Origin of the sequence: Comamonas sp. 26 (assembly GCF_002754475.1) — a bacterium.
Lineage (GTDB): Bacteria > Pseudomonadota > Gammaproteobacteria > Burkholderiales > Burkholderiaceae_C > Comamonas.
The window spans coordinates 147,732-168,262 of the sequence record NZ_PEFL01000002.1; the positions used below are offsets into that span (position 1 = coordinate 147,732).

The following is a 20,531-nucleotide window of genomic DNA, read 5'->3' on the forward strand; positions in this document are numbered from 1 at the left end:
GTACTCCGCTTATTTCCAGATGTTCCAGGGCGAGTACAGCCAAGCACCCACGACCACCAGCCACACCAGGGTGACGGGAATAAAGATCTTCCAGCCCAGACGCATGATCTGGTCATAACGGAAGCGAGGGAAGGTAGCGCGAATCCAGATGAAACACGACACCACGAGGAAGGTCTTGATAGCCAGCCAGATCCAACCAGGGATGAATCCCAGGAAGTCAACCGGAGGCAACCAGCCACCCAGGAACATGATGACGGCCAGAATGGAAACCAGCCACATGCTGGCGTATTCAGCCAGGAAGAAGACTGCGAAGCCCATGCCCGAGTACTCGACCATGTGACCGGCCACAATTTCCGCTTCACCTTCCACCACGTCAAACGGGTGACGGTTGGTTTCAGCAACCACCGAGATCAGGTAGACCACGAAGATTGGCAGCAGAGGCAACCAATTCCACGACAGAACGCTCACACCCATTGATGCGAACTGACCCTTGCCCTGGCTCATCACGATATCTGTCAGGTTCATGCTGCCGGTGACCATGATGACCACCAGGAAACAGAAGCCCAACGCGATTTCGTAGCTCACCATCTGAGCCGAAGCACGCAGCGCGCCAAGGAAGGCGTACTTGGAGTTCGAAGCCCAGCCCGCAATGATCACGCCATAAACTTCGATCGAAGTAATGGCCATCATCAGCAGCAGACCCGCATTCACGTTGGCCAGAGCCACTTCGGGAGCGAAAGGAATCACAACCCATGCAGCCAGAGCCGGCATGATGGCCATGACAGGGCCAACATAGAACAGACCCTTGGCAGCTGCCGTAGGCTGAATCAGTTCCTTGGTCAGCAGCTTCAAGCCGTCAGCCAGAGGCTGCAGCAGACCAAATGGACCCACGCGATTAGGGCCAAAACGAATCTGCATGAAACCCAGCAGCTTGCGTTCCCACAGTGTGAGGTAAGCCACAGCGCCCATCAGCGGAGCCACGATGGCTACGATGCCCAGCAGGATCCAGATGACAGGCCAGGCCATGTCGGTCCAGAAGGGGGCTGCGGACAATCCGAGGCCCCAAGCTTTCAATGCGTCGATCATGCGGCGCCTCCCTCACGAACTTGACGGGCATCTGCCGTCAATTGCAGCGACGTAGCGCGGCGCACAATGCTGTCGAGCTGGTAAATGCTTGCGACCACGGGAGCAGTCACATTGCCAGTAGACACTGCACTCACCGCCTTAGCGGCATTGCTCAGCACGCTGGCGGGCACTTGCGTGGCACCAGCAGTAGCAGCGGCCAGCACGTCTTGCGACGTTTCGTAGTCCACGCCCTTCACGCCCATCAAGTTGGACAGTACGCGCAGGACCTTCCATGCGGGACGGGTTTCAGCCAGAGGCTTGACCACAGCGTGGAAGCTTTGCAGACGGCCTTCGGCGTTCACAAAGCTGCCCGATGTTTCGGTGAACGGAGCAATGGGCAGCAATACATCGCTGAATTCCATGTTCGCCTTGAACGGGCTCAGTGTCACAACCATCTGGGCCTTGTTCAGACCCGCAACGGCAGCCTTGCCAGCAGCGCTGTCGAACTCGGGTTCGACGTTCAGCAAGATGGCAGCCTTGACATTGCCAGAAATCATCTGGGCAGCGTTCATGCCACCAGCAGCCGGCACAGCCTTGACCCATTGAGCGCCAACGGTGTTGGCCGCTTCAGTCAGGTAACCCGCAGTCGCACCAGTTTGCTCAGCAATCCAGTTAGCCAGAGCCAGCAGCGTGGAAGCTTGAGCGTGGTGAGCTGCGGCATTACCCAGCAGCACAGCCTTTTGCTCGCCCGCCAGCAGCGCAGCAGCAATTGCCTTGGCTTCGTCATGAGCCTGACCTGCAACAGGTGCAGTTACACCCTTAGCCTCAGCCACAGCGGCAGCCACATCAGCCAGCGCCTGAGCCCAGTCACCTGCAGCAACCACCGACGCGGCGACAGGCAGAGCCCAGTCGTACACGCGATCATTGATAGAGAAGACCTTGCAGCCCTTCTTGGCCGCCTGACGAATGCGCTGAGCAAATAGCGGGTGATCCTTGCGCAGGTTCGAACCTACGACCAGAGCCGACTGCAGATTGCTCAGAGTAGCAATAGGCATACCCAGCCACTGCACGCCTTGGGCGGCGGTGAACTCAGCATTGCGCAGGCGGTAGTCGATGTTCTCGCTGCCCACACCGCGCACCAGCTTGCCAGCCAGATACAGCTCTTCCACAGTACTGTGGGGACTGACCAGAGCACCAATGGCGCTGGCGCCATGGTCGTTCTTGATCTGCTGCAGGCCGTTGGCCACGTATTCCAGAGCGGTCTGCCAGTCAACTTCCTTCCACACGCCGCCCTGCTTGAGCATGGGCTTGGTGAGGCGTTCGTCGCTGTTCAATGCTTCATAGGAGAAACGGTCACGGTCGGCAATCCAGCATTCGTTGATCTCTTCGTTTTCGAAGGGCACAACGCGCATGACCTTGTGGTTCTTGACCTGAACAATCAGGTTGGAACCGGTGGAGTCGTGCGGAGCCACCGACTTGCGGCGCGACAGTTCCCAGGTTCGGGCGCTGTAACGGAAAGGCTTGCTGGTCAACGCGCCCACTGGGCAGATGTCGATCATGTTGCCCGACAGCTCGGAGTCCACTGTATCGCCCACGACGGTGGTGATTTCAGCGTGCTCACCGCGATTGACCATGCCCAGTTCCATGATGCCGGCCACTTCCTGGCCAAAGCGCACGCAACGGGTGCAGTGAATGCAGCGGCTCATTTCCTGCATGGAAATCAGCGGACCCACATCCTTCACGGGCACAACGCGCTTTTCTTCTTCGTAACGAGAAGAGCTGCTGCCATAGCCCACTGCCAAGTCCTGGAGCTGGCATTCACCGCCCTGGTCACAGATAGGGCAATCCAGTGGGTGATTGATGAGCAAGAACTCCATCACCGACTGTTGAGCCTTGATGGCCTTTTCGCTCTTGGTGCGCACGATCATGCCTTGCGTCACGGGCGTGGCGCAGGCAGGCATGGGCTTGGGAGCCTTTTCAACATCCACAAGGCACATGCGGCAGTTAGCCGCAATGGAGAGCTTCTTGTGGTAGCAGAAGTGAGGAATATAGGCACCAGCCTTTTCAGCTGCATGCATGACCATGCTGCCTTCCAGAACCTCTACCTTTTTTCCGTCCAGTTCAATTTCAACCATATGCTTGTCTCGCGATCAGTCCGCTTATGCGGCCTGCTTAGAAGCGTTCTGGATCTTCGCTTCAAACTCGTGGCGGAAGTGCTTGATCATGGCGCGCACCGGCATCGCTGCCGCATCGCCCAACGCACAGATTGTGCGTCCCATGATGTTTACGGATACCGAGTCCAACAGCTCGATATCTTCCGGACGGCCTTCGCCGTGCTGAATACGGTTCACCACGCGCCACAGCCAGCCTGTGCCTTCACGGCAAGGCGTGCATTGGCCGCAGGACTCGTGGGAATAGAAGTACGACAGGCGCAGCAGGCTTTCAACCATATCGCGCGAGTCATCCATCACGATCACAGCGCCCGAACCCAGCATGGAGCCGGCCTTGGAGATGGAGTCATAGTCCATCGTGCATTGCATCATGATGTCTGCAGGCAGCACAGGCGACGAAGATCCTCCAGGGATCACGGCCTTGAGCTTGCGGCCGGTGCGCACACCGCCAGCCAGCTCCAGCAACTTGCTGAAAGGCGTGCCCATGGGCACTTCGTAGTTGCCGGGCAGGTTCACATCACCGCTGACCGAATAGATCTTGGTGCCGCCGTTATTGGGCTTGCCGCATTCCAGGTACGCCTGGCCACCATTGCGAATAATCCATGGGACTGCCGCAAAGGTTTCGGTGTTGTTGATGGTTGTAGGCTTGCCGTACAGACCAAAGCTGGCGGGGAATGGTGGCTTGAAGCGGGGTTGGCCCTTCTTGCCTTCCAGCGACTCCAGCAACGCGGTTTCTTCGCCGCAGATGTAAGCGCCAAAACCATGGTGCGCGTGCAGCTCGAAGCTGAAGTTGCTGCCCATGATGTTGTCACCCAAGAAGCCAGCAGCGCGGGCTTCTTCCAGTGCGGCTTCGAAGCGCTCATAGACTTCGAAGATTTCACCGTGGATGTAGTTGTAACCAATGCTGATGCCCATTGCGTAGGCCGCAATGATCATGCCTTCGATCACGATATGAGGGTTGTGCATGAGGATCTCGCGATCCTTGCAGGTACCGGGCTCACCCTCGTCAGAGTTGCACACCAGGTGCTTCTGACCGGGGAACTGGCGGGGCATGAAGCTCCACTTCAAGCCCGTAGGGAAGCCAGCGCCGCCACGGCCGCGCAGACCGGATTCCTTGACGGTAGCAATGACCTGATCTTGCGTCAGACCTTCGCCGCCATCCTTACCCAGCAGCTTGCGCAGAGCCTGGTAACCGCCACGGCCTTCATAGTCCTTGATGGACCAGTTCTTGCCATTCAGATCAGCGCAGATTTGCGGGTTGATGTGACGGTTGTGAAAGCAGGTTTCTTCACCTGTCGCGGCGAACTTGGCCAAAACGTTTTGTGCTGCGGAGCTCATTACTTGCCCTCCGCGGCACGCAGGCCGTCAACCAGCTCGTCGAGCTTGTCATTGGTCATGAAGCTGCACATGTGGCGGTCGTTGACCAGCAACACGGGGGAGTCAGCGCAAGCGCCTTGGCACTCGGACTGCTGCAGTGTGAACATGCCGTCAGCGGTGGTCTCCCCCATCTTGATGCCCAGCTTGCCCTCCAGGTGGTGCAAGGCCTTGTAGCCGTCACGCAGCTGGCATGGCAGGTTGGTACACACGTTCAACTTGTACTTGCCAACGGGGTGCTGGTTGTACATGTTGTAGAACGTAGTGACTTCGTGCACAGCAATGGCGGGCATGCCGAGGTAATCGGCAATGACGGCTTCGCTTTCTGCACTGACCCAGCCCTGCTCTTGCTGCACGATGCTCAGACAGGCCATGACAGCCGACTGTTTTTGCTCAGCCGGGTACTTGGCCACCTCACGCGCAAAGCGTTCTTTGGTCGCTTCGGTAATCATCGGTCAACGTCTCCAAACACGATGTCCAGGGTACTGAGCACCATCACGGCGTCAGCCAGCATGTGGCCACGGCTCATTTCATCGAGAGCAGCCATGTGCGCAAATCCTGGTGGACGAATCTTCAGGCGATAGGGCTTGTTAGCGCCATCGCTGATCAGGTAAATGCCGAACTCACCCTTGGGGTGCTCGACAGAGGCATAGGCCTCGCCCTCGGGAACCTTGAAGCCTTCGGTAAAGAGCTTGAAATGGTGAATCAGCTCTTCCATGTTGGACTTCATGGCTTCGCGGCTTGCGGGTGCAACCTTGTGGTTGTCCGTAATCACGGGGCCAGGATTGACACGCAGCCAGTCCACGCATTGCTTGATGATCTTGTTCGATTCGCGCATTTCAGCCATGCGAACCAGATAACGGTCATAGCAATCGCCCGTTGCGCCCACGGGCACATCGAAGTCCATCTTGTCGTAGACCTCGTAGGGCTGCGTCTTGCGCATATCCCAAGGCAGGCCAGAGGCACGCAACATGGGGCCAGTCAGACCCAAATTAATAGCACGCTCCGCAGTCAACACGCCGATTCCGACGTTACGCTGCTTCCAGATACGGTTATCGGTCAGCAGGGTTTCGTATTCGTCGGCGCACTTGGGGAAGCGCTGGGTAAAGGCATCGATGAAGTCCAGCAACGAACCCTTGCGGTCTTCGTTCATGGCTTCCATGGAGCGCACATTGCGCACCTTGCTGGCCTTGTACTGAGGCATGCTGTCCGGCAGATCGCGGTACACGCCACCAGGACGGAAGTAAGCCGCGTGCATACGTGCACCCGAAACGGCTTCATACATGTCCATCAGCGCCTCGCGTTCGCGGAAGCTGTAGATCAGGATGGTGGAGCTGCCAGCATCGTTACCCGAGGAGCCCAGCCACATCAGGTGATTCATGATGCGGGTGATTTCCGAGAACATCACGCGGATGTACTGGGCACGGATAGGCACTTCAATGCCCATCAGCTTTTCAATGGCCAGGCAGTAGGCATGCTCGTTGCTCATCATCGAGCAGTAATCCAGGCGGTCCATATAGGGCAGCGACTGGATGTACGTCTTGCTTTCGGCCAGCTTTTCGGTCGCACGGTGGAGCAGACCGATATGAGGGTCGGCGCGCTGCACCACCTCACCGTCGAGCTCCAGCACCAGACGCAGCACACCGTGCGCTGCCGGGTGCTGCGGACCAAAGTTCAGGGAGTAGTTCTTGATTTCAGCCATGGTCTTCCGTCAAAAGGCGCTAGCGCGCCCTTTAGTGCAGGCCTCCGCCATAGTTTTCTTCACGAATGATGCGCGGAGTGATTTCGCGCGGCTCAATCGTGACGGGCTGGTACACCACACGTTTTTGCTCGGCGTCGTAGCGCATTTCCACATAGCCGGACACGGGGAAGTCCTTGCGAAATGGGTGACCGATGAAACCATAATCGGTCAGGATACGACGCAGGTCTTCGTGACCTTCGAACACGATACCGAACAAGTCAAACGCTTCGCGCTCGAACCAGTTGGCCGCATTCCAGATGTCGTTGATCGATGCGACAACAGGGAAGTCATCGTCAGCGCAGAACACGCGCACACGCAGGCGCTGGTTCAACGTCAGAGACATCAGGTGGGACACCACGGCAAAACGCGGACCGTCCTTGCCGACTTCCGCATACGTGGAATAGTCCACACCACACAAATCCATCAGCATCTCGAACTTGCAGTCAGGCGCATTGCGCAGAACTTGCATCACTTCCAGATACTTGTCAGCGGAAACTTCCACCGTCACTTCGCCATAAGCCAAAGTGACGGAGCGAACCTTGTCACCCAAAGCCGCAGTAACCACGTCCCGAAGCTTTTCGGGGTGAATTGCAATTGCAGTCATCTCAGCCCTTTAAACGCGAGCGATGGTATGAGTACGACGGATCTTCTGCTGCAGCTGGATGATGCCGTAGATCAGCGCTTCCGCTGTCGGGGGGCAACCAGGTACATAGACGTCCACCGGTACGATGCGATCGCAACCGCGCACCACGGAATAGCTGTAGTGATAGTAACCACCACCATTGGCACAGGAGCCCATGGAGATGACCCAGCGGGGCTCGGACATCTGGTCATACACCTTACGCATCGCCGGGGCCATCTTGTTGCACAGCGTACCGGCAACAATCATCAGGTCCGAGTGGCGGGGGCTGGCACGAAAGACTTCGGAGCCGAAGCGACCAATGTCATAGCGCGCAGCAGCTGCATGCATCATCTCCACCGCACAGCAGGCAAGGCCAAATGTCATGGGCCAGATCGACCCCGTCTTGGCCCAGTTCACCACCGTGTCATAACTGGTGGTGACGAAGCCTTCCTTCATCACGCCTTCGATCATCGTGTTTCCTCAGTGAAGCTACTCATTCCCAATCCAGGGCGCCTTTTTTCCACTCGTAAGCAAAGCCCACGACCAGAATGGCCAAGAAGATCAGAACAGCAACAAAACCCACGCCGCCAACATCTTTGAGTGCGACAGCCCAGGGCAGCAGAAATGCAATTTCCAGGTCGAACAAAATGAACAAGATGGCGACCAGGTAGTAGCGCACATCAAATTTCATCCGAGCGTCTTCAAACGCTTCGAAACCGCATTCGTAAGGGGAGTTTTTGGCATCGTCCGGACGATTTGGACCCAGCACGTAGCCGAGCACCAAGGGCACGACGCCCACGGCAATGCCAATGAGAATAAACAGGAGAACGGGAAGGTACTGATCGATATTCATCGAGTGGGCCTTGTTTTTTTAAAACATGCCTCACCGATCACTGCCTGATCAGCAGGGCAGGTTTTTAGTTATGTGTTGGTGCCGTCGGCGAGACTCGAACTCGCACAGCTTTCGCCACTACCCCCTCAAGATAGCGTGTCTACCAATTCCACCACGACGGCATCGTCTCAAAGTCTGGCAACTACATGAACCTTCGTTGCAAAGATTCTTACCCCCAGACAATCTCTAGATTCTAGCCTGAAAAACCCCGCATTCCGGAGTTCTTCAAGCTTTTATCTAATTTATTTCGTAGGAATCTGGGCTGCGCCTTCAGCACCTGCTGCAGGCGTTGCGGCTGGCACAGATGCATCAGCACCGGTTGCAGCTGCAGGAGCCGACGAAGCGGGGGCCGGAGCGATCACAGGAGCGCCTTCCAGCACGCTGCCAGTGCTAGCGGGACGGATGTTGCTCATATAGGCCAGAGCCAGAGTCGCCACGAAAAACACGGTGGCCAGAGCCGCAGTGGAACGCGACAGGAAGTTTGCACTGCCGGATGCACCGAACAAGCTGCCCGATGAGCCGCTACCAAAGGAAGCACCCATATCAGCACCCTTGCCGTGTTGCATAAGGATCAGGCCGATCATGCCCAGTGCGGCCAGCATCTGGACCGCGAGAATGACGCTGGAAAAGACGTTCATATCAAAACCTAGTTATCTAAATCATTGCACGCCACACCGGCGGTATGGCGCTAACGAAGAAACGAATTATTGCGCTGCCGCAATAATGGTGAGGAAATCAGGGGCCTTCAGCGCAGCTCCGCCGATCAAACCGCCATCGATATCGGCTTGCGCCAGCAATTGCTCAGCGTTTGCAGCATTCATGCTGCCACCGTAAAGCAAGGGAACGCGAGAGGCCTTGTCGCTGGCCGCAGCCAGCTGCGCACGCAGCACGGCATGCACTTGCTGGGCCTGCTCGGGCGATGCAGTCTTGCCGGTGCCAATCGCCCAGACGGGTTCATAGGCCACAACCAGCTCGCTCACGCAGGGACCCACTTGATGAATCACGGCTGCCAGCTGGCGCTTGACCACGGCTTCGGTCTGACCAGCTTCACGCTCAGCCAGAGTTTCACCCACGCAAACGATGGGAGTGATGCCCTTGGACAATGCAGCCTGTGCCTTTGCAGCCACGATGACATCGGTTTCGCCATGGTACTGGCGACGCTCGGAGTGACCGACCAGCGCATAGCGCACGCCGAACTCTTTGAGCATGGTGGCCGAAACCTCGCCGGTAAAGGCACCCTGCTCGTGCTGAGAGACATCCTGCGCTCCCACACCGATAGCAGAACCCGCAAGCTCCGCCTGAACTTGAGCAAGATATAGCGCTGGTGCTGCCACCGCAACACCGGCCTTGTTATCGGCGGGCAAGCCTTGCTTGATGGCCTGCAGCAAAGCAGCATTGGCAGCCAGGCTGCCGTTCATCTTCCAGTTGCCAACAATGAGTTTTTGCTTCATGTTTCCCAAGTCAAAACGATTTTTCCGGTGTGCTGGCTGGACTCCATCAGCGCATGAGCCTGCGCCGCGCCAGCAGCATCGAATTCACGATAAATGGCTGGGCGCACCTTGCCGGACTCCAGCAGAGGCCAGACATTGCGCTTGAGCGCCTCGGCAATTGCCGCCTTGAAGGCCACAGACCGAGCACGCAGCGTTGAGCCAGTAATAGTCAGTCGCTTTCGCAGCACCAGGCCTGCATCCAGCTCGGCCTTGACGCCACCTTGCACCGCAATGATGACCAGACGCCCATCAGGCGCCAGACATTGCACTTCACGCGCTACGTAGCTGCCGGCGACCATGTCCAGAATGACATTGACACCCTCACCTGCCGTGATGCGCTGCACTTCAGCCGCAAAATCCTGAGTCTTGTAGTTGATGGCGTGATCCGCCCCGAGCTTGATACAGTCATCACATTTGGCATCGCTGCCAGCTGTGACGATCACTTGCGCACCTCTGGCCTTGGCCAGCTGAATCGCCGTGACACCAATACCGCTGCTGCCGCCCTGCACCAGCAAGGTCTCACCGGGCTGCAAAGCCCCCCGGTCAAACACATTGCTCCAGACCGTAAAAAAAGTCTCGGGCAAGGCTGCCGCCTGTACATCACTGAGGCCAGCCGGCACTGGCAGGCATTGGGCCGCTGGTGCAACGCAAAACTGCGCATAACCACCACCCGCCACCAGCGCACAGACACGATCGCCGAGCTTGAAGCCCGCTTTCGCCATGGCCGACTCATCGCCCGCAACGATCACACCTGCGACCTCCAGCCCTGGAAGATCCGAAGCCCCCGGAGGCGGCGCGTAATGACCTTTGCGCTGCAGCACGTCTGGGCGATTGATACCGCTCGCGGCAACGCGAATCAGCACCTCACCCTCGCCCGCCACAGGCATGGGACGCACACCCATGCGCAGCACGTCAGGCGCGCCATAGCTGGTGATTTCCACCGCTCGCATTGTGTTCATTTCCATATTCAGGCTTTTCTTTATCAATGAAATCAGGCTTTAGCGCTTATTAGATAAGCGCTAGCAGCTATCAAATCGGGACTAATTCACCATCAACAAAACAGGAGCCCACCTCGCGATGGACTCCTGCTCAGCGATTACTGCTGCTGTTGCTGCTGCTGGTCGTCACCGAAAGCACGGTTTTCACGTGGCTCACGGTTGTCGCGGGAATCGCGGTTCTGACGAGGAGCACGGTCGCGGTACTCGCGCTGTTCGCGGGGTTCACGCTCGGGCATGCCAGCAGGACGCTCAATCAGAGCCTTCATGGACAGCTTGACGCGACCCTTGTCGTCGGTTTCCAGAACCTTAACCTTGACCACTTGGCCTTCTTGCAGGTAGTCGGTGACCTTTTCCACGCGCTCGTGGGCGATCTGGCTGATGTGCAGCAGACCGTCCTTGCCGGGCAGCAGGTTGATCAGAGCACCGAATTCCAGCAGCTTGACGATCGGGCCTTCGTAGATCTTGCCGATTTCGACTTCGGCAGTGATCTGCTCTATGCGCAGCTTGGCAGCTTCAGCCTTGGCGCCGTCAGTGGCAGCGATGGTGATGGTGCCGTCTTCCGAGATGTTGATCTGGGTGCCGGTTTCTTCGGTCAGCGCACGGATAGTGGCGCCGCCCTTGCCGATCACGTCACGGATCTTCTCGGGGTTGATCTTCATGGTGAACAGCTTGGGAGCGAAGTCAGAAACTTCGGTCTTGGCTTCACCCATGGCTTCCTGCATCTTGCCCAGGATGTGCATGCGCGCTTCCTTGGCCTGAGCCAGAGCAACCTGCATGATTTCCTTGGTAATACCCTGGATCTTGATGTCCATTTGCAGAGCAGTAATACCGTTGGTAGTACCGGCCACCTTGAAGTCCATGTCACCCAGGTGATCTTCGTCGCCCAGGATGTCGGTCAGCACGGCAAACTTGTTGTCTTCCTTGATCAGGCCCATGGCGATACCCGCCACGTGCGCCTTCATGGGAACGCCAGCGTCCATCATGGACAGGCAGCCGCCGCAGACCGAAGCCATGGACGAAGAACCATTGGATTCCGTGATTTCCGACACCACGCGAATGGTGTAGGGGAACTCTTCCTTGGAAGGCAGGCAAGCAGCCAGAGCGCGCTTGGCCAGACGGCCGTGACCGATTTCGCGGCGCTTGGTCGAACCCATGCGACCCACTTCGCCGGTGGCAAAGGGAGGCATGTTGTAGTGGAACAGGAAGGTGTCTTCGAATTCGCCAGCCAGCGCATCAATGCGCTGTGCATCACGCTCGGTACCCAGTGTGGAAATCACCAGAGCCTGGGTTTCACCACGGGTGAACAGAGCAGAACCGTGAGTGCGGGGCAGCACGGAGTTGCGAATTTCGATGGGGCGCACAGTGCGGGTGTCGCGGCCGTCGATGCGGGGCTCACCAGCCAGAATCTGCGAACGCACGATGCCGGCTTCGATGTCAAACAGCATGCTTTCGACCTTGACGCCGTCAAATGCCACGCCTTGCTCGGTCAGGCCAGCCTTGACGTCGGCATAAGCCAGACGGCAAGCGTGGGTACGCACTTGCTTGTTGCGCTCTTGGTAAGCAGCGCGCAGCTTGGCTTCACCCAGTTCAGTCACCTTGGCGATCAGAGCTTCGTCCTTGGCAGGAGCAGTCCAGTCCCAAGCGGGCTTGCCACCTTCACGCACTAGGTCGTGAATGGCGTTGATAGCGATCTGGCTTTGCTCGTGACCATAGACTACGGCACCCAGCATCACCTCTTCAGGCAGTTGCAGGGCTTCGGACTCGACCATCAGCACGGCAGATTCGGTACCGGCAACGACCAGATCCATCTGCGAATCCTTGCGCTGGGTCTGACCGGGGTTCAGCACGTATTCGCCGTTGATGTAACCCACGCGGGCAGCACCAATAGGGCCGTTGAAAGGCAGGCCCGACACCGACAGAGCAGCGGACACAGCGATCATCGCGGCGATGTCAGCATCGACTTCAGGGTTCAACGAGATAGTGTGGATGACCACATGCACGTCGTTGTAGAAGCCTTCAGGGAACAGAGGGCGAATTGGACGGTCGATCAGGCGCGAAGTCAGAGTCTCCAGCTCCGAAGGCTTGGCTTCGCGCTTGAAGAAGCTACCGGGGATCTTGCCGGCGGCGTATGTCTTCTCAATGTAGTCAACGGTCAGAGGGAAAAAATCCTGACCCGACTTGGCAATCTTGGAACCCACGACAGTGGCCAGAACCACGGTGTCGTCGATGTTCACCAGCACAGCGCCGGAAGCTTGACGGGCGATTTCGCCGGTTTCCATGGTGACCGTGTGCTGGCCCCACTGGAAAGTCTTGGTGACTTTATTGAACATGGTCATAGTGACTCCTTTATGTATAGCTGGATGCGCACATCCCGCTTAAATTTTGAGTGCAAACAGAACACGATGCCATTCCAGTACTGCGCTAGGCGCTATCAATAATGCAGCATCCAATGCAGTACTGGAATGACACAGCTTCGCTCTGTTTTGCGAACTCCGAAGTAAAAAACGCCTGAGCTAGGAATCTAACTCAGGCGTTTCGATCATTTACCGTGCTTACTTACGCAGGCCCAGCTTGGCGATCAGAGCTGTGTAACGCTCAGCGTCCTTGGACTTCAGGTAGTCCAGCAGCTTACGACGACGGCTCACCATGCGCAGCAGACCGCGACGACCGTGGTGGTCCTTGGCGTTTGCCTTGAAGTGAGGAGTCAGTTCGTTGATGCGAGCGGTCAGCAGAGCCACTTGCACTTCGGGGCTACCAGTGTCGTTTTCGGAACGAGCGTTAGCCTTGACAACTTCGGCCTTGATAGAGGCAGCGATCATTTTGTTTTCCTTAGGATTTGGCACTCAGCAAGGAGCACCTTGGTTACTTGCGCCAGGGCTGGAAAGGCCTCAGCGTGCGTTCTGCACCATGCAAAAACGGTCGATTATATCAACAGCCTTTTACCCATCTCAAGCGCCTACCCACACCGTTGTATTTGGAGCGGCGAGATCAAGTCAACCCCTGACAAATCGTACGGAGCACAAGTCGCACAATGCAAGCGCTTCAAACCCGAAAGGAAGATGCCATGCACCTGTCGCATTCAAAGCTCACCCTTGCCGCCACTGCTTTCTTGTTGACTGCTGGGCTTGCGCTGCAAGCCCCCTACTCGCACGCATCGAGCAAGTCCAAAACTGAAAAACGTCAAAGCAGCCGCGTCAAAATTGAGAACATCCGCAGCGGATCACAAGAAACAACCGCTGAACGCGATCGCAGGCTGTACCGCGAGTGCCAAGGCAGGCCCAATGCGGGAGCTTGTGCTGGATATACAAGACGTTAGTTATTTGAAACTATTGGATGACTGAGGAAATTCCAGCCAGACGGTACATTTCCCAGCGATCAACGGCACACCTTTGATCACGGAGTCTAGTTAGCATACTCATATGCTACTTACCAGACCTGAGCCTAGACGAGGCCATACGCGCCTAAAGCGCCGCCATGCCAAAGGATTCACCTTGATTGAGGTCTTGGTGGCCATTGTCGTTTTTTCGTTCGGACTTCTTGGAATGGTAGGAATGCAGGCATTCGCCTTGCAAGCCAATCGAGAGGCGCGTCTTCAAAGTCAAGCAACCTCGCTTGCAAGGGAGCTGGCCGAGATGATGCGCGGTAATATGCAGATAGCAGCCAAAACCACATCCGCAGAAAATCCTTATTTAGGCACCTTCAGTGCCGGCAGCCTGAACCTGAGTAGTCCTTCCTATTGCTTGAATGTGAGCAATGCCAGCACCGGCTGCACATCCACAACACAAATCGCATCTGCACAGATGTCTGACTGGCTAGCAAGAGTTGACACAACGCTTCCGGGTGCACGAGTTTCAGTCTGCCTAGATGGGTCGCCCTTCACCAGTGACGGGCTCGCACAATGGTCATGCTCAGCAACAGGCGCAGACGAGATCATTTACATCAAGATCGGTTGGACACAAGCGAGCACCAACAAAACACTCACGGGTGCCAATGCGTTTGAACAAACGACAGACAGCACTTCACACCCCGGATTAACGTTCCCGGTCACCAGCGGAAATAGCACTAGTGGAAACACTCCATGAAGAAAATGCTTTTCAAAAATTCTCTGCGCATTCGAAAGCAGCAATCTGGTTTGACCTTGGTCGAACTCATGGTTGCAATGGTTTTAGCTTTGTTGATCACCATGGCCGCAGCGGGTGCACTGGTTATCGCAAGGCAAGGATTTAGCAATGTGGATGCCGCCGCTCAACTGCGCGATAACGGCCGCTTTATTCAAGACATGTTGCAGCGCATTGGAGTCCAAACTGGCTACAAAAGCCTTCAATATGCGGCCACCAAAAGGACTGTTAGCACCGATGGAATTTCGGATACTCCTGCACCGAATGTATTCGGATTAAACAACGCATCCCGAACCACAACCAATACATGGGATGAAGGCACAGCACGCTCCTCAGGTGCAGTAGGTTATGGAAGCGATATTTTGATCCTACGTTATCAAGCCAGCGCATCAACGGTGAACTCTACAGCTTCCGATGGAACGATTATTGACTGCATGGGTATAAGCCCTACAGGAATACCTAGTGCGCGCGATGATCGCGTTGTCAGTATTCTTCATATCGGCACAGGTGCCAGCGGCGAGCCATCCTTAATGTGCTCCCGATCAAGCACAGGAATGGCACCTTATGACTCACAACCGATTATTCAAGGCGTCGAAAATCTTCAATTCCTCTATGGCGTTGACGGCATCGGCCCTGGAAATACAGTCGTTCCGATACCGACAAACACAGCTGACTCCGTACCCGAGCGCTATCTGCGCGCAGACCAGTTAACGGTGAGTGGAAATGTTGCAGCCACCAATGCCAATTGGCAAAGAGTTAGAAGCATACGCGTAGGATTAATTCTGCGAGGAGCTACTGGTAGCGCCATCGACAAAAGCAGCCAGACCTTCTACCCTCTGGGCTCCAGCAAAGCCTCATCGACTGGAGCTGAAGGCAGCGCATTTGCCAGCAGTGCCGATCCTGGCACCACATTCACCCCGGCAGCTGATAGCCGACTCCGTCAAGCTGTCACCTTTACGATCCACTTGCGCAATTATCAAGAGGACCTCTGAACATGTCTTCACAACCAAATCAGCTTCATCTAAAGAAAAATAATTACCAACGCGGTGTTTCCCTTATTGTTGTATTGCTAATATTAGTAATAGTTTCAATCTTGGGTGTTAGTGGAGTTCAAATATCGATGATGGCAGAGAAAAGCGCACGTAATGATCGAGATTATCAAATTGCTTGGCAAGCGAGTGAGGCTGCTCTGGTGGATGCGGAATTCGACATAGAGGGACTTCCCGCAAGCGCAACCAACAAAAGAAATTCGATATTTAAATTAGGCCAAACTGACATTTCTAAATTCATTACTGGTTGCGGAACAAGCTCTCCCTCGACGGGTTTATGTGCACTGAATGAAACCGGAAAACCCGCATGGCTCACTGTGGACTTCACCAACAGTGAAAACAATGTATCCACCATTGCATTTGGCACTTTTACGGGGCGGACCTTTCCTGCTGGCGGCGCAGGCATTCAACCATCAAAGCCACCTCGTTACGTTATCGAGGCTATCCCCGATCCAGACAATGCGCGAACCACCAAGCCCACAGATATCAAATACATCTATCGCGTGACAGCTATGGGTTTTGGCCCCAACCCAGAAACACAAACCGTGGTGCAAATGCTGTACCGCAATTGAGATTAACATGCAATTACGCAAAACCTCAAACGCTGGGCACCAGCAAACCATCGCAGAAAAAAGCTGGAAATCTTTGCTTCCCAGCTCTATTCGCTCCTGGCTCGCATGGGGGATACCACCCATCGCAGCTATTACGTCTTTAATTGCCTATGGAACAGGAACTCCACCTAATATTCCTGCCATTACTTTGGCAGCAGAGCCTTTGTACGCGGCGGTTACAGTGGATAAACCAACAATGGCGCTGGCGCTCTCTGTTGAATTTCCTACAGTGGGGGCGCAATATGTCCCCCGAGACTCCAGTGATGCAGTGAACACATACAGCAATGTAGATGAATATCTTGGATATTATGATGCAGAAAGCTGCTACACCTACAACGACGCACCCACAGAAACAGTCGTTTCACCAAAAACGCTAACTGATTACAAACGATTTGACAGATCGGGGCCTGCGACATCTCGACAATGCGCCAACGCCTTCAGTGGAAATTTTTTAAATTGGTCTAGCAGCTCTGCCATTGATATGCTTCGCTTGGCATTATCTGGCGGAGATAGATATATAGACACACCCAACCTGACCATTTTGCAGAGAGCAGTGCTCCCCAACGGAGACCCGGTCTGCATGTGGAATAGTGGCAATTTTCCGTCAAAGCAGCTTTCACGAAACGGCGGAGATTTCTTGGGAGCCGTCCCCACTGCCATGAGAACAGCCGCTGGCAACAACAATATTTTTGTTGCCAATACGCTTAATCGGATTTACTTCGGCACGGCATCAGGCGGCAGCTGCACAAACACCAGCTCCTACACACTGAGTTCTGCAGGCTCACAATTAGGGCCTAGAGAAAACTCTTTCACTGATCTACCCACTGATGCGGTTCTCTGTTCCGCAGAAGGCTCCACAAACCAATGCAGCTTTACGGGAGTAAAAGAAGTTTGGTTTGGCATTAAGGCAAACGGTAAAAATTACTGGAACAAAGGCCCAGCCTCGAATGGAGCCCCATGCTATTACACGAATTTGGGAGACCCATTATCAGGGGCATCTAAAAGCTGCTACGTACGCCCATACTCTGGATCTTGGAAACCAACTACCACCACCGCTCTAAACAGCGATGGATTTTTCTACTCGAGGGTGCAAGTCTGCAATTCGAGCAACGGCACACTGCAGGACTCCAGAGACTACAAACTGTGCCAACAATACCCAAATGGAAATTACAAACCAACCGGTGTAATTCAAAAATACAGCGATCAATTACGTCTATCTGCATTTGGTTACTTAATGGACCAAACTGCAAGCTATGACAATAATAACACCGGTCGTTACGGCGGCGTTTTGCGCGCCCCCATGAAGTATGTGGGCAACAAAACATATAACGAGAATGGGCAAGACAACACCCCTGCTGGCGGCAACAGCAAAGCTGAATGGAACTCTAATACCGGCGTATTTGTTGATAATCCAGAAAATCACGCCATGCAAACCAGCGGCGTGATCAATTACCTCAACAAATTTGGGCGCACAGGCCCCACCCCAGGAAGATACAAAAAATACGATCCTGTTGGTGAGCTTTATTATCAGAGCCTGAGATATCTCCAAGGTCTAGGCCCTACCGCTGATGCCGTTAATAATATTGATGACACCATGCGCGATGGTTTCCCTGTTTACACGACCTGGGATGAAGATCCGTATGGCGGCACTCGAAGTGACGCCTCTGATTACTCTTGCCTTAAAAGCAATATTGTCGTCATCGGCGATGTCAACACCCATGATGGAAATTGGCGAAATATCCCAACCACAGACAATAAAGCCAATAACGTCCCGAACTTTAGAACATGGCACAGCCTTGTTCAAAACTTCGAAAAAAATAGTGCGACCAACTATGTGGATGGCCAAGGGGCTACAAGGACTAGCGGAAATCCTAACGGTTCCAATAACAGTGTTCCGTCATCTTCTCAGACGAGTCAAATCATGGGCTATGCATACTGGGCGCATACCCATGATATCCGTGGCAACGATTGGACACAGAATGTAGGAAGTAAAAAACGGCCAGGATTGCGCGTTAAAACCTATGTGTTCGACGTTAATGAAAACGGGACGATGAACAATGAGTCCACTCGTCGGAATGCCAATCAGTTTTTCATGGCCGCCAAGTACGGCGGCTTTGAAAGCGACCCTTCCAATCAGGGATCACGTCCCTACAACACTTGGGGAAACCCATTCAAGAAGCAGGATTCAACTAATGACAACAATGTTTGGCAGAAAACGGCGACGCCTGGCGAAGCCTCCAGCTACTACCTGCAAAGTAATGCTCGCGCGGTATTGAATGCATTTGACGAAATTTTCAGCCGTGCCTCAACTTCTGCACGAAGCATTGCTGGGGTCGCAACACCTTCCAGCGTAGTCTCAAGTGCCAATGGAGCCATCACCTATTCCGCCAAATTCGACACCAGCAACTGGAGCGGAGATGTGGTTGCGGAGCCGGTAACCGTGAACAGCAGTAATCAAGTTTCTATTTCAACCCCTTTATGGAGTGCATCCAATCAACTGGGCATAATGACTTCACCTGCGGTCAATCGCAATATTGTGGTGGGAGCCGGAGGAGGTAACACCAACCCCACAGCGAACAACTTCACTTGGGGCGAAATCAGCGAGCAGTTGCGAACTGACTTAGGAAAACTCACTACGACCTCCACAGGGGATGGTCGTGGACAAGAGCGATTGAACTTCATCAGAGGAGATCGCTCACTTGAAGGAAAACCATTTCGAGTCAGAAGTACCTTGCTAGGCGATATTGTCAACTCCAATGTGGTGTATTCAGGAGTTCCTTCAGCCGCATACAGTGGAGTAGGTTATGCGGCCTTCCGCACTGCATATAGTTCGCGCACGCCGAGTGTTTTTGCGGGTGCCAATGACGGCATGCTTCATGCATTCAATGCCAATAATGGGAACGAGCTATTTGGATATATTCCAAGCTGGCTGGGGGCCAAACTAGCCGCTCTGACAAGCCCAAGCTACGTCAACAACCATCAGAACTACGTCGATGCACCTCTCGCTATCAGCGAGGCGCAAGTTGCCAACAATAATGTGGCGGCGGACTGGAAGACGGTACTCGTAGGCGGTACAGGCGGCGGAGGATCGGGCGTTTTTGCACTGGATGTCACATCCCCCAGCAGCTTTGCCGCATCCAATGTCATGTGGGAATTCACACGCGCCGACGATGCGGATCTCGGACAAGTGATTGGCCAACCTCAGATACTCAAATTTAAGACCAGCGGCACTGATTCACCTGCAACTTACCGCTGGTTTGCTGTAGTGGGTAGTGGCGTCAACAATTACAGCCCAGAGTCTGCCAACGGCCCATTCAGTACGACTGGAGATCCAGCTGTTTTTCTATTGGCGTTGGACAAACCTGCAGGTGCATCATGGGCTCTTGGAAGCAATTACTTCAAAATTTCACTAACTGCCGATTCCACACTAAAAGCAACATCACCCACCGGAGTCGCTAATTTCACACCTCTGTACGGATCCAACGGCGAAGTCACTGATATCTACGCCGGTGATCTTCATGGAAATTTATGGAAATTGCGTTTTTCCGATAAACCGACTAGCTCTTGGAATTTGACTGGCCTCTCTTACATTAAAAGAGGAAATGGCTCATCAGCCGTAGCGGCTCCTTTGTACATCGCTCGCGATGGCAGCACTACACCAAAAATTCAATCGATTACCGCAGCACCGACTCTCTTCACCGGCCCACTTGTCGGAGGAGTTGAGACTTTTTATGTAGCGTTTGGAACAGGTAAATATTTGGAGTCTGCGGACAACATAGCAACGACGACCAATAGTTTTTATGTTATTTACGACAATAACTCCACCGCACTCGACACATCCAACGCAGCTGACGGTGCCATTGCAGGCAGAGGCCGACTTGCAGCGGGCAGTGTCAATACCGAAACCAAAGTAATCACTGTTCCAGCATTCAAGTGGGGAAGAGCATCTTCGGCAAACGATACAACGAAGAGATCAGGCTGGTATTTCGATCTTCCATCCGGTGGAGAAAAATTGGTAAGCAGTATTGCCGACTTAGGAATACTCAACGCCTCCTTCAACACCGTCATCCCAGGCTCATCTGGAGCGACTGCAGGCAGCTGCACCAATAACCAAGGCAGTGGTAACTCTTACCTTTTAAATATCAGCAATGGTTTAACCCAGTACAAACAATCTACTGTAGGCATCCTTGGTCCTTCTGTATTCTTCACCAATGAAGATGAAACGACAGTGAGCAAGAGCGACAGCACAGGAAGAAGAATCAGAGTACTTACTAAGCGCGGCCTGAGCATCGGACAATCCGGCGCAAATGCCAGCGGCCAATCGACCACGATTACGCAAAATATCGGACGTTTGAGCTGGCGCCAGATTAATAGCTATCAAGATATGAAAAATAAATAAT

The 20,531-nt window shown here is 54.5% G+C and carries 18 protein-coding genes and 1 tRNA gene; 5 read left to right on the top strand and 14 right to left on the bottom strand.

Going from position 1 to position 20,531, the window contains the following annotated elements:
- Window positions 1-9: 9 nt before the first annotated feature.
- From nuoH to rpsO, 14 genes are all read right to left on the bottom strand, one after another.
- The gene (nuoH, locus tag CLU84_RS15255; protein WP_099738154.1) at window positions 10-1,086 is read right to left on the bottom strand and encodes an NADH-quinone oxidoreductase subunit NuoH; all 1,077 of its coding nucleotides are present in this window, start codon (window positions 1,084-1,086) and stop codon (window positions 10-12) included.
- Window positions 1,083-3,200: an NADH-quinone oxidoreductase subunit NuoG gene (gene nuoG, locus CLU84_RS15260; protein ID WP_099738155.1), complete on the bottom strand. Its 2,118-nt coding sequence runs from the start codon at window positions 3,198-3,200 to the stop codon at window positions 1,083-1,085. The genes nuoH and nuoG overlap by 4 nt, the downstream gene beginning before the upstream one ends.
- Before the next feature lie 24 nt (window positions 3,201-3,224).
- A complete protein-coding gene (gene nuoF / locus CLU84_RS15265; protein ID WP_099738156.1) occupies window positions 3,225-4,574 on the bottom strand; it encodes an NADH-quinone oxidoreductase subunit NuoF in 1,350 nt (449 codons plus the stop codon).
- Window positions 4,574-5,062, bottom strand: coding sequence for an NADH-quinone oxidoreductase subunit NuoE (gene nuoE, locus CLU84_RS15270; protein WP_099738157.1), 489 nt, complete (start codon window positions 5,060-5,062; stop codon window positions 4,574-4,576). Before nuoE ends, nuoF begins: the two co-directional genes overlap by 1 nt.
- Window positions 5,059-6,312, bottom strand: a complete 1,254-nt coding sequence (locus tag CLU84_RS15275; protein WP_099738158.1) for an NADH-quinone oxidoreductase subunit D — start codon at window positions 6,310-6,312, stop codon at window positions 5,059-5,061. Before CLU84_RS15275 ends, nuoE begins: the two co-directional genes overlap by 4 nt.
- Before the next feature lie 31 nt (window positions 6,313-6,343).
- The gene (locus tag CLU84_RS15280; RefSeq protein WP_099738159.1) at window positions 6,344-6,955 is read right to left on the bottom strand and encodes an NADH-quinone oxidoreductase subunit C; all 612 of its coding nucleotides are present in this window, start codon (window positions 6,953-6,955) and stop codon (window positions 6,344-6,346) included.
- 9 nt (window positions 6,956-6,964) lie between these two features.
- Entirely contained in the window at window positions 6,965-7,444 is a 480-nt protein-coding gene (locus CLU84_RS15285) for an NADH-quinone oxidoreductase subunit B family protein (protein WP_003057832.1), read from the bottom strand.
- Between the two features lie 22 nt (window positions 7,445-7,466).
- Window positions 7,467-7,826, bottom strand: coding sequence for an NADH-quinone oxidoreductase subunit A (locus tag CLU84_RS15290; RefSeq protein ID WP_099738160.1), 360 nt, complete (start codon window positions 7,824-7,826; stop codon window positions 7,467-7,469).
- Between the two features lie 76 nt (window positions 7,827-7,902).
- Window positions 7,903-7,987 (bottom strand) — tRNA-Leu (locus CLU84_RS15295).
- A 120-nt stretch (window positions 7,988-8,107) separates the two neighbouring features.
- On the bottom strand, window positions 8,108-8,503 hold the full coding sequence (gene secG, locus CLU84_RS15300; RefSeq protein ID WP_099738161.1) for a preprotein translocase subunit SecG: 396 nt from the start codon (window positions 8,501-8,503) through the stop codon (window positions 8,108-8,110).
- A gap of 66 nt (window positions 8,504-8,569) precedes the next feature.
- Window positions 8,570-9,316, bottom strand: a complete 747-nt coding sequence (gene tpiA, locus CLU84_RS15305; protein WP_099738162.1) for a triose-phosphate isomerase — start codon at window positions 9,314-9,316, stop codon at window positions 8,570-8,572.
- Window positions 9,313-10,305, bottom strand: a complete 993-nt coding sequence (locus tag CLU84_RS15310; protein WP_099738163.1) for an NAD(P)H-quinone oxidoreductase — start codon at window positions 10,303-10,305, stop codon at window positions 9,313-9,315. The genes tpiA and CLU84_RS15310 overlap by 4 nt, the downstream gene beginning before the upstream one ends.
- A 146-nt stretch (window positions 10,306-10,451) precedes the next feature.
- Entirely contained in the window at window positions 10,452-12,689 is a 2,238-nt protein-coding gene (gene pnp, locus CLU84_RS15315; RefSeq protein ID WP_099738164.1) for a polyribonucleotide nucleotidyltransferase, read from the bottom strand.
- A gap of 216 nt (window positions 12,690-12,905) precedes the next feature.
- Complete coding sequence (rpsO, locus tag CLU84_RS15320; RefSeq protein ID WP_099738165.1) at window positions 12,906-13,172, bottom strand: 30S ribosomal protein S15; 267 nt, start codon at window positions 13,170-13,172, stop codon at window positions 12,906-12,908.
- Window positions 13,173-13,417: 245 nt separating this feature from the next.
- On the opposite strand from rpsO, the gene CLU84_RS15325 reads away from it, so the two are divergent.
- From CLU84_RS15325 to CLU84_RS15345, 5 genes are all read left to right on the top strand, one after another.
- Complete coding sequence (locus CLU84_RS15325; RefSeq protein WP_144445470.1) at window positions 13,418-13,669, top strand: hypothetical protein; 252 nt, start codon at window positions 13,418-13,420, stop codon at window positions 13,667-13,669.
- Window positions 13,670-13,772: 103 nt separating this feature from the next.
- The gene (pilV, locus tag CLU84_RS15330) at window positions 13,773-14,435 is read left to right on the top strand and encodes a type IV pilus modification protein PilV (protein ID WP_099738167.1); all 663 of its coding nucleotides are present in this window, start codon (window positions 13,773-13,775) and stop codon (window positions 14,433-14,435) included.
- The gene (locus CLU84_RS15335) at window positions 14,432-15,463 is read left to right on the top strand and encodes a PilW family protein (RefSeq protein ID WP_099738168.1); all 1,032 of its coding nucleotides are present in this window, start codon (window positions 14,432-14,434) and stop codon (window positions 15,461-15,463) included. Before pilV ends, CLU84_RS15335 begins: the two co-directional genes overlap by 4 nt.
- 2 nt (window positions 15,464-15,465) lie before the next feature.
- Window positions 15,466-16,092 carry a PilX N-terminal domain-containing pilus assembly protein gene (locus tag CLU84_RS15340; protein WP_099738169.1) on the top strand — a complete coding sequence of 209 codons (627 nt, stop codon included), beginning with the start codon at window positions 15,466-15,468 and terminating at the stop codon, window positions 16,090-16,092.
- 7 nt (window positions 16,093-16,099) lie between these two features.
- On the top strand, window positions 16,100-20,530 hold the full coding sequence (locus CLU84_RS15345) for a pilus assembly protein (protein WP_099738170.1): 4,431 nt from the start codon (window positions 16,100-16,102) through the stop codon (window positions 20,528-20,530).
- Window position 20,531 lies beyond the last annotated feature (1 nt).

Bases quoted from the DNA above. Each gene is read 5' to 3' on its own strand.
- nuoH (WP_099738154.1), bottom strand. From the start codon at position 1,086: ATGATCGACGCATTGAAAGCTTGGGGCCTCGGATTGTCCGCAGCCCCC.
- nuoG (WP_099738155.1), bottom strand. From the start codon at position 3,200: ATGGTTGAAATTGAACTGGACGGAAAAAAGGTAGAGGTTCTGGAAGGC.
- nuoF (WP_099738156.1), bottom strand. From the start codon at position 4,574: ATGAGCTCCGCAGCACAAAACGTTTTGGCCAAGTTCGCCGCGACAGGT.
- nuoE (WP_099738157.1), bottom strand. From the start codon at position 5,062: ATGATTACCGAAGCGACCAAAGAACGCTTTGCGCGTGAGGTGGCCAAG.
- CLU84_RS15275 (WP_099738158.1), bottom strand. From the start codon at position 6,312: ATGGCTGAAATCAAGAACTACTCCCTGAACTTTGGTCCGCAGCACCCG.
- CLU84_RS15280 (WP_099738159.1), bottom strand. From the start codon at position 6,955: ATGACTGCAATTGCAATTCACCCCGAAAAGCTTCGGGACGTGGTTACT.
- CLU84_RS15285 (WP_003057832.1), bottom strand. From the start codon at position 7,444: ATGATCGAAGGCGTGATGAAGGAAGGCTTCGTCACCACCAGTTATGAC.
- CLU84_RS15290 (WP_099738160.1), bottom strand. From the start codon at position 7,826: ATGAATATCGATCAGTACCTTCCCGTTCTCCTGTTTATTCTCATTGGC.
- secG (WP_099738161.1), bottom strand. From the start codon at position 8,503: ATGAACGTCTTTTCCAGCGTCATTCTCGCGGTCCAGATGCTGGCCGCA.
- tpiA (WP_099738162.1), bottom strand. From the start codon at position 9,316: ATGAAGCAAAAACTCATTGTTGGCAACTGGAAGATGAACGGCAGCCTG.
- CLU84_RS15310 (WP_099738163.1), bottom strand. From the start codon at position 10,305: ATGCGAGCGGTGGAAATCACCAGCTATGGCGCGCCTGACGTGCTGCGC.
- pnp (WP_099738164.1), bottom strand. From the start codon at position 12,689: ATGACCATGTTCAATAAAGTCACCAAGACTTTCCAGTGGGGCCAGCAC.
- rpsO (WP_099738165.1), bottom strand. From the start codon at position 13,172: ATGATCGCTGCCTCTATCAAGGCCGAAGTTGTCAAGGCTAACGCTCGT.
- CLU84_RS15325 (WP_144445470.1), top strand. From the start codon at position 13,418: ATGCACCTGTCGCATTCAAAGCTCACCCTTGCCGCCACTGCTTTCTTG.
- pilV (WP_099738167.1), top strand. From the start codon at position 13,773: ATGCTACTTACCAGACCTGAGCCTAGACGAGGCCATACGCGCCTAAAG.
- CLU84_RS15335 (WP_099738168.1), top strand. From the start codon at position 14,432: ATGAAGAAAATGCTTTTCAAAAATTCTCTGCGCATTCGAAAGCAGCAA.
- CLU84_RS15340 (WP_099738169.1), top strand. From the start codon at position 15,466: ATGTCTTCACAACCAAATCAGCTTCATCTAAAGAAAAATAATTACCAA.
- CLU84_RS15345 (WP_099738170.1), top strand. From the start codon at position 16,100: ATGCAATTACGCAAAACCTCAAACGCTGGGCACCAGCAAACCATCGCA.